This window comes from Paenibacillus sp. SAFN-117 (genome assembly GCF_051966115.1).
Classification (GTDB): Bacteria; Bacillota; Bacilli; order Paenibacillales; family NBRC-103111; genus Paenibacillus_L; species Paenibacillus_L residui.
Map to the genome: position 1 here is coordinate 43,263 of NZ_JBQCLK010000044.1, position 10,622 is coordinate 53,884.

The 10,622-nt window shown below is 47.5% G+C and carries 19 protein-coding genes; all 19 read left to right on the forward strand.

Going from position 1 to position 10,622, the window contains the following annotated elements:
* Positions 1-23 precede the first annotated feature (23 nt).
* The 19 genes from rpsH to rpsI all read left to right on the forward strand — a co-directional run bounded on the left by rpsH (position 24) and on the right by rpsI (position 10,383).
* Positions 24-422 carry a 30S ribosomal protein S8 gene (gene rpsH / locus ACTHRH_RS23090; RefSeq protein WP_144936552.1) on the forward strand — a complete coding sequence of 133 codons (399 nt, stop codon included), beginning with the start codon at positions 24-26 and terminating at the stop codon, positions 420-422.
* Between the two features lie 32 nt (positions 423-454).
* On the forward strand, positions 455-997 hold the full coding sequence (gene rplF / locus ACTHRH_RS23095) for a 50S ribosomal protein L6 (protein WP_144936555.1): 543 nt from the start codon (positions 455-457) through the stop codon (positions 995-997).
* A gap of 45 nt (positions 998-1,042) precedes the next feature.
* On the forward strand, positions 1,043-1,405 hold the full coding sequence (gene rplR / locus ACTHRH_RS23100) for a 50S ribosomal protein L18 (protein ID WP_144936558.1): 363 nt from the start codon (positions 1,043-1,045) through the stop codon (positions 1,403-1,405).
* 33 nt (positions 1,406-1,438) lie between these two features.
* On the forward strand, positions 1,439-1,936 hold the full coding sequence (gene rpsE, locus ACTHRH_RS23105; RefSeq protein ID WP_144936561.1) for a 30S ribosomal protein S5: 498 nt from the start codon (positions 1,439-1,441) through the stop codon (positions 1,934-1,936).
* Between the two features lie 11 nt (positions 1,937-1,947).
* Positions 1,948-2,136: a 50S ribosomal protein L30 gene (rpmD, locus tag ACTHRH_RS23110; protein WP_144936563.1), complete on the forward strand. Its 189-nt coding sequence runs from the start codon at positions 1,948-1,950 to the stop codon at positions 2,134-2,136.
* Between the two features lie 67 nt (positions 2,137-2,203).
* Complete coding sequence (gene rplO, locus ACTHRH_RS23115) at positions 2,204-2,644, forward strand: 50S ribosomal protein L15 (protein ID WP_144936566.1); 441 nt, start codon at positions 2,204-2,206, stop codon at positions 2,642-2,644.
* Positions 2,644-3,942, forward strand: a complete 1,299-nt coding sequence (gene secY / locus ACTHRH_RS23120) for a preprotein translocase subunit SecY (RefSeq protein ID WP_144936569.1) — start codon at positions 2,644-2,646, stop codon at positions 3,940-3,942. The genes rplO and secY overlap by 1 nt, the downstream gene beginning before the upstream one ends.
* An 85-nt stretch (positions 3,943-4,027) precedes the next feature.
* Positions 4,028-4,678 carry an adenylate kinase gene (locus ACTHRH_RS23125; protein ID WP_144936572.1) on the forward strand — a complete coding sequence of 217 codons (651 nt, stop codon included), beginning with the start codon at positions 4,028-4,030 and terminating at the stop codon, positions 4,676-4,678.
* Positions 4,678-5,430 carry a type I methionyl aminopeptidase gene (gene map / locus ACTHRH_RS23130; RefSeq protein WP_144936575.1) on the forward strand — a complete coding sequence of 251 codons (753 nt, stop codon included), beginning with the start codon at positions 4,678-4,680 and terminating at the stop codon, positions 5,428-5,430. The genes ACTHRH_RS23125 and map overlap by 1 nt, the downstream gene beginning before the upstream one ends.
* A 3-nt stretch (positions 5,431-5,433) precedes the next feature.
* The gene (locus ACTHRH_RS23135; RefSeq protein WP_144936578.1) at positions 5,434-5,748 is read left to right on the forward strand and encodes a KOW domain-containing RNA-binding protein; all 315 of its coding nucleotides are present in this window, start codon (positions 5,434-5,436) and stop codon (positions 5,746-5,748) included.
* 2 nt (positions 5,749-5,750) lie between these two features.
* On the forward strand, positions 5,751-5,969 hold the full coding sequence (gene infA, locus ACTHRH_RS23140; protein ID WP_144936581.1) for a translation initiation factor IF-1: 219 nt from the start codon (positions 5,751-5,753) through the stop codon (positions 5,967-5,969).
* A gap of 135 nt (positions 5,970-6,104) precedes the next feature.
* Positions 6,105-6,218, forward strand: coding sequence for a 50S ribosomal protein L36 (gene rpmJ, locus ACTHRH_RS23145; RefSeq protein WP_023388342.1), 114 nt, complete (start codon positions 6,105-6,107; stop codon positions 6,216-6,218).
* A 17-nt stretch (positions 6,219-6,235) separates the two neighbouring features.
* A complete protein-coding gene (gene rpsM, locus ACTHRH_RS23150) occupies positions 6,236-6,604 on the forward strand; it encodes a 30S ribosomal protein S13 (RefSeq protein ID WP_144936584.1) in 369 nt (122 codons plus the stop codon).
* Positions 6,605-6,623: 19 nt separating this feature from the next.
* Positions 6,624-7,022 (forward strand): 30S ribosomal protein S11, encoded by a 399-nt coding sequence (gene rpsK / locus ACTHRH_RS23155; protein ID WP_144936587.1) that lies wholly within the window; start codon positions 6,624-6,626, stop codon positions 7,020-7,022.
* Positions 7,023-7,151: 129 nt separating this feature from the next.
* The gene (locus ACTHRH_RS23160) at positions 7,152-8,096 is read left to right on the forward strand and encodes a DNA-directed RNA polymerase subunit alpha (RefSeq protein WP_144936590.1); all 945 of its coding nucleotides are present in this window, start codon (positions 7,152-7,154) and stop codon (positions 8,094-8,096) included.
* A 26-nt stretch (positions 8,097-8,122) separates the two neighbouring features.
* Positions 8,123-8,488: a 50S ribosomal protein L17 gene (rplQ, locus tag ACTHRH_RS23165; protein WP_144936593.1), complete on the forward strand. Its 366-nt coding sequence runs from the start codon at positions 8,123-8,125 to the stop codon at positions 8,486-8,488.
* 94 nt (positions 8,489-8,582) lie between these two features.
* Entirely contained in the window at positions 8,583-9,347 is a 765-nt protein-coding gene (gene truA, locus ACTHRH_RS23170; protein WP_144936596.1) for a tRNA pseudouridine(38-40) synthase TruA, read from the forward strand.
* Between the two features lie 187 nt (positions 9,348-9,534).
* On the forward strand, positions 9,535-9,972 hold the full coding sequence (gene rplM / locus ACTHRH_RS23175; RefSeq protein ID WP_144936599.1) for a 50S ribosomal protein L13: 438 nt from the start codon (positions 9,535-9,537) through the stop codon (positions 9,970-9,972).
* 18 nt (positions 9,973-9,990) lie between these two features.
* Entirely contained in the window at positions 9,991-10,383 is a 393-nt protein-coding gene (gene rpsI, locus ACTHRH_RS23180) for a 30S ribosomal protein S9 (protein ID WP_144936602.1), read from the forward strand.
* The last annotated feature ends 239 nt before the right edge of the window (positions 10,384-10,622 follow it).

Consider the following 10,622-nt stretch of genomic DNA (forward strand, 5'->3'; position numbering starts at 1 on the left):
AGTTCGGGAAGGAGGTTCGCAATATGGTAATGTCTGATCCGATTGCAGATATGCTTACTCGCATTCGCAACGCTAATACAGTTCGTCATGAAACTGTGGAAATTCCCGCTTCCAAGATCAAGAAGGAAATTGCTGAAATCCTGAAAAGAGAAGGTTTCATCCGCGACGCGGAATACGTTCAGGATAGCAAGCAAGGAATTATCCGCCTGTTTCTGAAATATGGTCCGAACAACGAGCGCGTTATTACCGGGCTGAAAAGAATCAGCAAGCCGGGATTGCGCGTATATTCCAAAAGCCAAGAGATTCCTAAAGTATTGGGCGGTCTGGGTTTGGCGATCATTTCCACGTCTCGCGGTGTGATGACGGATAAGGAAGCACGTCAGGCCAACGCAGGCGGAGAAGTTCTCTGCTACGTATGGTAATGTTTTTATCGTAAACGAATGGAGGTGCACACATGTCTCGAGTTGGACGCAAACCGATTGCTGTTCCAGGCGGCGTTACAGTGACTTTGGACAATTCCGTAATTACGGTTAAAGGTCCTAAAGGAACATTGACCCGCGAACTGCATAAGGAAATTAATGTAAATATTGAAGATAACACTATTCTGATCGAACGTCCTTCAGATAATAAATTGCATCGTTCCCTGCACGGAACTACCCGCACTGTGGTAGCGAATATGGTTAACGGTGTAACGGAAGGATACGCGAAAGCGTTAGAGCTTGTCGGGGTCGGATACCGCGCTAACAAAAGCGGCAACAAGCTTGTGCTGAACGTTGGCTACTCCCATCCGGTTGAGATCGAAGCGGAAGAAGGAATCGAGTTCGAAGTTCCTTCCAATACGAAAGTGATTGTTAAAGGTATCGATAAAGAGCAGGTTGGCGCTACAGCGGCCAAAATCCGCTCTATTCGTAAGCCTGAGCCTTACAAAGGCAAAGGAATCAAGTATGAAGGCGAACGGATTATCCGCAAGGAAGGTAAAGCCGGTAAGAAGAAGTGATTTCTCTGAAGCGTGTTAAGGGAAATGGAAAGGAGTGACAACCGAATGATTACTAAATCCGATAAAAATCAAGCCCGCGTGAAAAGACACCTTCGTGTCCGCAAGAAAATTGAAGGGACGACGGAACGTCCTCGCCTGAACATTTTCCGTTCCGAGAAGCATATGTACGCTCAAGTTATTGACGATGTTAAAGGCGTTACGATCGCAGCGGCCTCTACATTGGATAAAGAATTGAAGATGGAGAACGGCGGCAATGTCGAAGCGGCCCGCCAAGTAGGTGCCTTGATTGCCAAGCGTGCCAAAGAGAAAGGCATCGACAAAGTAGTATTTGACCGCGGTGGTTATCTGTATCATGGTCGCGTACAGGCTCTGGCCGATGCGGCACGGGAAGCAGGATTAGAATTCTAACCGCGAATTCACTTAATAAGGAGGTAATAGAACTTGCGTGTAGATCCCAACACTTTAGAACTTAAGGATAAAACAGTTCACATCAACCGTGTTGCTAAAGTAGTTAAAGGTGGTCGTCGCTTCAGCTTCAGCGCTCTCGTTGTTGTTGGCGACGAGAAGGGCTGGGTTGGCGCCGGAATCGGTAAAGCTTCTGAAGTCGGCGATGCGATCCGCAAAGGCATCGAAGACGCCAAGAAGAATCTGGTCTATGTTCCGCTGGTCAACACTACTATTCCGCACTTTGTAATTGGACGGTTCGGTGCGGGTAAAGTTTTGATGAAGCCGGCAGCAGAAGGTACCGGAGTTATTGCCGGAGGACCTGTTCGTGCGGTGCTCGAACTGGCAGGCGTAGGCGACATTCTGACCAAGTCTTTAGGATCTTCCAATCCTATCAACATGGTCAACGCCACTTTGGAAGGCTTGCAGCGTTTGAAGAAAGCAGAAGACGTTGCTAAACTTCGGGGTAAAACTGTAGAAGAGTTATTAGGTTAGGAGGGGAAACGATGACCAAGCAATTAGCAATCACCCTCAAGCGCAGTTTGATCGGACGTCCGGAGACCCACCGCACAACGGTTAGAACTTTAGGTCTGCGTAAACTGCACCAGACTGTTGTTCAACCGGATAACGCGGCTATTCGGGGCATGGTGAATCAAGTTAGCCATTTGGTTGAAGTTAAAGAAGTCGAGGCTTAAGAATCCGTTCGGATGACATTCCGGCTTCAACATAACAGATTGCAAAAATTATAAGGAGGTGCACACGATGAAATTGCATGAACTTACTCCTGCAGCCGGCTCCCGTCATGAGAAAAAGCGTGTTGGTCGTGGTATTGCCAGCGGTAACGGAAAAACTGCAGGCAGAGGTCATAAGGGGCAGAAAGCCCGTTCCGGCGGCGGTGTACGTCCTGGATTCGAGGGTGGACAAAACCCGCTGTTCCGTCGACTTCCAAAACGCGGTTTTACGAACATTTCGCGCAAGGAATATGCAGTGGTTAACCTCGACCGCCTGAATCAATTTACAGAGGGCGCTGAGGTGACACCAGAGGTTTTAGTGCAAGCCGGTATTGTTAAAAATACTCTGAGCGGCATCAAGATCTTAGGGGAAGGCGAACTGACCGTTAAGCTGACAGTTAAAGCCAATAAGTTCTCTAAATCTGCGGTGGAAAAAATTGAAGCTGCCGGTGGTAAAACCGAGGTGATTTAATGTTAAAGACCATATCAAACATCATGAAAGTAGAGGATCTTCGCAGAAGGATCCTGTTTACTCTTCTCGTTCTGATTGTCTATCGGATTGGTGCGTTTATTCCAGTGCCCAATATCGATACTGACATTTTATCAGCTACTGACCGGCAGCAAGCAGATATATTCGGGCTGTTAAATACTTTCTCAGGCGGCGCCTTGTTCCAATTCTCCATTTTCGCCATGGGTATTTTTCCATACATTACAGCGTCCATTATCGTTCAGCTGTTGTCTATGGATGTTGTCCCCAAGTTTGCGCAGTGGGCTAAAGAAGGGGAAGCGGGACGCAAGAAGCTTACTCAATTTACAAGATACGGAACGATCGTACTTGGGTTGATCCAGGCTTTCGGAACTTCGGTTGGATTTAACAGCTATTACGGCAATCTGGTCATCGATCCGAGCTTCACAACCTACGCGATGATCGCTATCGTATTGACTGCAGGTACTGCTTTCTTGATGTGGTTGGGTGAACAAATTACCGAGCATGGGATCGGAAACGGGATTTCCATCCTTATCTTTGCCGGTATTGTAGCAGGAATTCCGACTCACGGACGCGCAATCTATCTTCAGCTGTTCGTTGACGCAGGAGATGCGCTGTTCCTTAATATCATTAAATTTATTGTTATCCTTGTTGCGATTGTCCTCATTATTGCCGGGGTTATTTTCGTTCAACAAGGTGTGCGCAAAATCCCTGTACAGTATGCCAAACGCGTAGTTGGGCGTAAAATGTACGGCGGTCAGTCGACTCATATTCCGCTTAAAGTGAACGCAGCAGGGGTTATTCCGGTCATCTTCGCGATGTCGCTGCTGATGTTCCCAGCTACGATTGCACAGTTCTGGAGTGGAAATGTCGTCGCCAATTGGATCATCGAAAATCTGTCCTTCACCGCTCCGCTCGGTATGGTTCTGTACGTTCTGTTGATTATCGGATTTACATTCTTCTATACGTTCGTACAAATTAACCCTGAGCAAATGGCGGACCAAATGAAGAAAAACGGCGGATACATTCCTGGGATTCGTCCAGGTAAGACGACCTCGGTTTATTTAACGAGAGTAATGACAAGAATTACATTATCGGGTGCCATATTCCTGGCGGCTATCTCCATTCTCCCTATGCTGTTCGGAGGATTGGCCGGTCTGCCGGAATCGGTGCGAATCGGTGGAACTTCACTCTTGATCGTAGTCGGAGTTGCGCTTGAGACTATGAAACAAATCGAAAGCCAGCTGATCAAACGTCACTACAAAGGGTTTATCAACAAATAAGAAGCTTTGCATTCGCATTGCAGGCTAGCGATAAGTAGACTGGATTCATCGCTTTGTCTGTCACCTTCGGGGAGGTTAAAGCGAAGTGAACATTTTATTTATGGGTCCTCCCGGGGCGGGGAAAGGGACTCAAGCGGAAAGAATCGTCAGCGAGTTCGGGATCCCTCACATTTCTACCGGAGACGCTTTTCGTTTGGCCAAGAGCCAGGCTACACCGCTTGGCTTGGAAGCCCAGAAGTATATGGATCAGGGTCTCCTGGTGCCGGACGACATAACGATCGGCATTGTGAGGGACAGACTGATGCAGCCGGATTGTGAACAAGGATTTCTGCTGGACGGGTTTCCAAGAACGACGGCCCAGGCCGAAGCACTTGATGAAATCATGGAGTCCATGGGAAGAAAACTGGATCACGTCATTGATCTGCAAGTCGATCGCAACCTGCTGTTGGCGAGATTGACCGGTAGAAGAATTTGCAAATCCTGCGGAGCTACTTACCACGTTATGTTTAATCCGCCTCAGGCGGAGGGAACATGCGATAAATGCGGCGGCGAGCTGTATCAGCGGGCCGATGATAACGAGGAGAAAGTAGGTACCCGGTTGGATGAATATACCAACAAGACGGCACCTCTGCTTGATTACTACCGGGCTAAAGGTATTTTACGTCAAGTTGACGGAGAGCAGGAAATTGATTCGGTTACTGCAAACATCCATTCTCTGCTAAGAGGGAATGCCTGATGATTATTTGTAAGTCCGAATACGAGTTGGATTTAATGAGGGAAGCAGGTCGGATTGTGGCGGAGACCCACCGATTGCTTTCCAAAGAGATCCGACCTGGTGTGACGACCAAAGAATTGGATCGGATCGCGGAAGAATTCATTCGCAGTCAGGGTGCGACACCATCTTTTAAAGGCTACAACGGTTTTTCCGGCAGTATCTGTGCTTCAGTCAATGAAGAGTTGGTACATGGAATACCCGGACCCAGAAAACTAAAAGAAGGCGACATCATCAGCATAGATATCGGAGCACAATATCAAGGCTATCATGGCGACTCTGCATGGACCTATCCGGTAGGGGAGATCTCTTCAAGCGCTCAGAAATTGCTGGAAGTGACCGAAAAGGCTCTATATGATGGACTTGCAGAAGCCAAACCGGATGCTCGCCTGTTCACAATTTCACATGCTATTCAACGCACGGTTGAAGCGGAAGGGTTCTCCATTGTCCGGGAATATGTCGGTCATGGAATCGGGGCCAGCCTGCATGAAGAGCCGCAAATACCGAACTACGGACTTCCTGACCGAGGGCCTCGCCTGAAGCCCGGTATGGTCTTGGCCATCGAGCCGATGGTAAACATCGGCGAACGGTATGTCAAAACATTGGATGATCAATGGACGGTTGTGACGGTAGACGGATCTCTCTGTGCTCATTTCGAGCATACTATCGCGATTACGAACGATGGGTACGAGATCCTGACTAAATCGGAAATGTAGGTGATGAGCGTGGAGGTATCCGATCATCCCCGGCTTGGGCAAATTGTACAGATCCTGAAAGGAAGGGACACTGGAAAATTCGGGATTATCATACAAATCGTCGATGACCGTTTCGTTCTTATCGCGGACGGCGATAAGAGGAAATTCGATCAGCCAAAGAAGAAAAACCTGCTTCACCTTAAATTGCTAGAAGCGGTAAGCAGTGAGGTTGTGGATAGTTTAACGGAAACCGGTCGTGTGACCAACGGAAAACTGCGATATGCACTGAGCAAGTTTGTGGAAGAGCAACAAGCCTCAGTTCATGAGAAAGGAGAATAACGGTGGCCAAAGAAGATGTTATTGAAGTTGAAGGTACGGTAGTAGAACCTCTCCCGAATGCCATGTTTAAAGTGGAATTGGAGAACGGTCATAAAATTTTGGCTCACGTATCTGGTAAAATTCGAATGCACTTTATCCGGATTTTGCCTGGAGACAAGGTTACAGTCGAGCTTTCCCCTTATGATCTGACAAGAGGACGCATTACGTACCGCTTTAAATAAGTCGGCATTCCTGTTAGTGACGCATGAGATAGATGAGGTTATGCATATGAAGTATGGTTTTGCTCAGGCAAAACCCCAAAGCTCAAGCTTACGAAGTAGGTTTTGCTAAGACAAAACCAATAGGAGGTAACCACAATGAAGGTTAGACCGTCGGTTAAACCTATATGCGAAAAATGCAAAGTCATCAAGCGTAAAGGTAACGTTATGGTGATTTGCGAAAATCCGAAGCATAAACAAAAACAAGGTTAAGGAGGTGCATTCAATCAATGGCTCGTATAGCTGGAGTAGACTTGCCTCGTGATAAGCGGGTGGAGATTGCCCTTACCTACATTTTTGGAATTGGCCGCACCACTTCGCAGAAAATTCTGAGCAGCACCGGCGTTAATCCGGATACTCGTGTCCGTGATTTAACGGAAGATGAAGTCAGCAAACTGCGTGACGCAATTGACAAGACGGTGAAAGTGGAAGGTGACCTTCGCCGTGAAATTTCTCTCAACATCAAGCGTTTGATTGAGATCGGATCTTATCGGGGAATTCGTCACCGTCGCGGACTTCCGGTTCGTGGTCAACGGACTAAGACGAATGCACGTACGCGTAAAGGTCCTCGTCGTACCGTAGCTAACAAGAAGAAATAATAAGGGGGGATAAAGACGAATGGCTAAACCTAAAACAAAAGTAACCCGTACAAAACGTCGTGACCGTAAAAATATTGAATCTGGAGTAGCTCATATCCGTTCCACATTTAACAATACGATCGTTACGATTACGGACCCGCACGGGAACGCTATTTCTTGGGCAAGCTCCGGAAACCTTGGATTTAAAGGCTCCCGTAAGAGTACTCCTTTTGCAGCACAAATGGCAGCCGAAGCCGCAGCCAAAACTGCTATGGAGCACGGTATGAAAACTGTGGAGGTTATGGTTAAAGGTCCTGGCGCCGGACGTGAAGCTGCAATTCGTTCCTTGCAGGCTGCAGGTCTGGAAGTCAACATGATCAAAGACGTAACTCCGATTCCGCATAACGGTTGCCGTCCTCCTAAACGTCGTCGTGTCTAATTAAGGATCGAAAACTAGTATAAATATCCGTAACATGTGAATAATGGTGTTGAAGGATAGGAATACTAGATGTTTTTATCGGTTATCGGGTATCCAGTGGAAACGACGTTTCGAAGGAGGGTAAATTTAATGATAGAAATTGAAAAACCAAAGATTGAGACCGTGACAGTAAACGAAGAAGGCACATACGGCATGTTTGTGGTTGAACCTTTGGAACGGGGTTACGGGACGACGCTTGGCAATTCTTTACGTCGTATTTTGCTCTCTTCTTTGCCGGGAGCTGCTGTTAACTCCGTTCAAATCGAAGGTGTCCTTCATGAGTTCTCGACCATTCCCGGTGTAATGGAAGATGTTACGGAAATTATCCTAAACCTCAAAGGACTATCGTTAAAGATTCATTCCGACGAAGAGAAAGTACTGGAAATTGACGCGGATGGCGAAGGAGTAGTCACAGCTGGAGACATTCGCGCGGACAGCGATGTAGAAATTTTGAACCCGGACCTTCATATTGCTACTTTATCGGCTGACGCACGCCTTCATATGCGAATCAATGCCAATCGTGGCAGAGGGTACGTACAGGCGGACAAGAATAAGCGTGAGGATCATCCGATCGGTGTTATCCCGATTGACTCGATCTACACTCCAATTACCCGCGTCAACTACAGTATTGAGAACACTCGTGTTGGTCAAGTTACTAACTACGATAAACTTACCCTCGAAGTATGGACCGATGGCAGTATTCGTCCGGAGGAAGCGGTTAGTCTCGGAGCCAAGATTTTGACCGAACATCTTATGCTCTTTGTTGGCTTGACGGATGAAGCCAAAGATGCTGAGATCATGATAGAGAAAGAAGAAGACAAAAAAGAAAAAGTATTGGAAATGACCATCGAAGAGTTGGATCTTTCCGTTCGTTCTTACAACTGTTTGAAACGTGCGGGAATTAATACCGTTCAAGAGCTGATAACCAAGACGGAAGAGGACATGATGAAGGTCCGCAATCTTGGCCGCAAATCTCTGGAAGAAGTTCAGGAGAAGCTCGACGAATTAGGATTAAGCCTTCGATCGGAAGATTAAATTTCCCATTAGAAGGAGGGAACAACATGGCATATCAAAAGCTGGGTCGTGATTCCAGTGCGCGGAAAGCCTTGTTCCGTGATCTGGTGACCGACTTATTCATTCAAGAGCGCATCCAAACGACAGAGGCTAAGGCGAAAGAGGTTAGATCCATCGCGGAGAAGCTGATCACTCTGGCTAAACGCGGAGATCTTCATGCTCGTCGCCAAGCAGCCGCCTACGTTCGCCGTGAAGCGGCTAACGATGAGCAGGACGCCATTCAAAAGCTGTTTACTGAATTGGCCACCCGCTATTCCGAGCGTCCAGGCGGATACACACGTATCCTGAAGCTGGGGCCTCGTCGCGGAGATGCTGCTCCTATGGTTTATTTGGAACTGGTGGATCAAGCTTAACGACTGGATAGGAAAGGGTGGACAGAATCTCTGATTCTGCTGAAGCCCTTTTTTTGTATCGTTCACGCGATTAGGTGAGGAACAGGAGCATATCGTGAGAAACATTAAGATGCAGGTAAGCTACGATGGTACAGCCTATTGCGGATATCAGATTCAACCGGATCAGGTGACTATTCAGGGCAAGCTGGAAGAAGCCGTCTCCATCCTTACCGGTGAAGAGGTTCATATTACCTCTTCCGGTAGGACGGATGCGGGGGTTCATGCGCGGGCCCAGGTCATTAACTTCTTAACCAGGTCGGCCATCCCGATCGAACGCTGGTGCCTTGCGATCAATTCCAGACTTCCTGACGATATTACCGTTCATACTGCCGAAGAAATGCCTCTTAATTTCCACGCCAGACACGATGCCAAACAAAAGACCTACCGCTACAGCATTCATAGGAGCCGCTGGCCGGACGTCTTCCACCGGAAGACACGCTTGCATCACCCTTCATTGCTGGACATCGATGCTATGAGAAGGTCCCTTCGCTACTTGGAAGGGGAGCACGATTTTACTTCCTTCTGCTCCACCCGGACTTCGGTTGAATCACACGTGCGTACCATCTTCTCGACCAGCGTGGAGTATAGGCCGGAACCGATGCTGGGAGATGGTGAGGCAGGTGTGATTCATATTTATATCACGGGGAACGGTTTTCTATTCAATATGGTGAGAATTATCGTCGGGACCGTATTGGAGGTCGGCACAGGCAAGAGAAGCGAGTCGGAAATCAAACAAATTCTTGATGCCCGGGACCGTAAACTGGCAGGGCCGACAGCTATGGCTCACGGACTCACGCTATGGGAAGTCAGGTATGAATAAATCTTCATATTGCCTGCTGATTTGTACGACTTTTTCTTGCTATTCAAATCCAGGTATAGTAAGATATTAGATGGTGTTTCATAACTGGCTATCCCACGGCCCCGAGTCATGAAATGACCACCGGATAATTGAACATTAATGAATTAAATCATACAAGCTATTTCTGATGCTTAGGAGGATTAAGCAAATGAGTACCACATATATGGCTAAGCCTAACGAAGTTGAACGTAAATGGTACATTATCGACGCCGAAGGCAAGACCTTGGGTCGACTGGCCAGCGAAGCGGCCAGCCTGATTCGCGGTAAGCATAAGCCGACCTTTACGCCACATATTGATACGGGTGACTTCGTTATCATTATTAATGCCAGCAAGATTGTCCTGTCGGGGAACAAATTGCAAGACAAGAAATACTACAGACACTCGCTGCATTCCGGCGGTCTGAAAGTAACCTCGGCTCAGGAAATGCTGGCCAAGAAACCGGAGCGGATGATCGAACTGGCTGTTCATGGAATGCTGCCTAAGAACCGTCTCGGCAACAAAATGAAATTAAAGCTGAAAGTGTATGCCGGAAGCGAGCATCCACATCAAGCACAACAACCCGAAGTTTGGGAACTTCGCGGGTAATAAAGGGAGGACTCTTTCGTGGCACAAGTACAATACTATGGAACCGGTCGTCGTAAGCATTCGGTAGCACGTGTCCGCCTTGTACCGGGTGAAGGACGAATTGTTATTAATAAACGCGATCTGAATGAATATTTTGGTCTGGAAACATTGAAATTAATCGTTAAGCAACCATTGGCCCTTACCGAAACGGAAGGTAAATATGATGTGCTGGTAACGGCACATGGCGGCGGAACGACTGGGCAAGCAGGTGCTATCCGCCACGGAATTTCCCGTGCACTGCTTAAAGCAGATCCGGAATTCCGCGGTTCTTTGAAGAAAGCCGGCTTCCTGACCCGCGATCCGCGGATGAAGGAGCGTAAGAAATACGGCTTGAAAGCCGCTCGTCGCGCACCTCAATTCTCGAAACGTTAAAAAACCTTATTTTCAACCCTTTCGCCCATTTGCGTTATTCGCAAATGGGCGAAAGCTATATTAGGCACCAAAAGAAAAAGCAAAATCCACAATATAAGAAGCACATCACCCGGGTGGTGTGCTCTTTTTGTTGATAACTTCAAAATTACACTTGGTTTTTCTTTACTGGACAGTCAAAAGTTCTACAGCATTAAGAAGCGAGCGAATCGGCGTCAATATCAGTCGTTTCCTGCTTGGAT

Excerpts from the sequence above, each read along its gene's own strand:
- map (WP_144936575.1), top strand. The coding sequence starts at position 4,678 with ATGATTATTTGTAAGTCCGAATACGAGTTGGATTTAATGAGGGAAGCA.
- rplM (WP_144936599.1), top strand. The coding sequence starts at position 9,535 with ATGAGTACCACATATATGGCTAAGCCTAACGAAGTTGAACGTAAATGG.
- rpsK (WP_144936587.1), top strand. The coding sequence starts at position 6,624 with ATGGCTAAACCTAAAACAAAAGTAACCCGTACAAAACGTCGTGACCGT.
- ACTHRH_RS23135 (WP_144936578.1), top strand. The coding sequence starts at position 5,434 with ATGAGCGTGGAGGTATCCGATCATCCCCGGCTTGGGCAAATTGTACAG.
- rplQ (WP_144936593.1), top strand. The coding sequence starts at position 8,123 with ATGGCATATCAAAAGCTGGGTCGTGATTCCAGTGCGCGGAAAGCCTTG.
- rplR (WP_144936558.1), top strand. The coding sequence starts at position 1,043 with ATGATTACTAAATCCGATAAAAATCAAGCCCGCGTGAAAAGACACCTT.
- rplF (WP_144936555.1), top strand. The coding sequence starts at position 455 with ATGTCTCGAGTTGGACGCAAACCGATTGCTGTTCCAGGCGGCGTTACA.
- rpsM (WP_144936584.1), top strand. The coding sequence starts at position 6,236 with ATGGCTCGTATAGCTGGAGTAGACTTGCCTCGTGATAAGCGGGTGGAG.
- ACTHRH_RS23160 (WP_144936590.1), top strand. The coding sequence starts at position 7,152 with ATGATAGAAATTGAAAAACCAAAGATTGAGACCGTGACAGTAAACGAA.
- rpmJ (WP_023388342.1), top strand. The coding sequence starts at position 6,105 with ATGAAGGTTAGACCGTCGGTTAAACCTATATGCGAAAAATGCAAAGTC.
- secY (WP_144936569.1), top strand. The coding sequence starts at position 2,644 with ATGTTAAAGACCATATCAAACATCATGAAAGTAGAGGATCTTCGCAGA.
- rpmD (WP_144936563.1), top strand. The coding sequence starts at position 1,948 with ATGACCAAGCAATTAGCAATCACCCTCAAGCGCAGTTTGATCGGACGT.
- rpsH (WP_144936552.1), top strand. The coding sequence starts at position 24 with ATGGTAATGTCTGATCCGATTGCAGATATGCTTACTCGCATTCGCAAC.
- rplO (WP_144936566.1), top strand. The coding sequence starts at position 2,204 with ATGAAATTGCATGAACTTACTCCTGCAGCCGGCTCCCGTCATGAGAAA.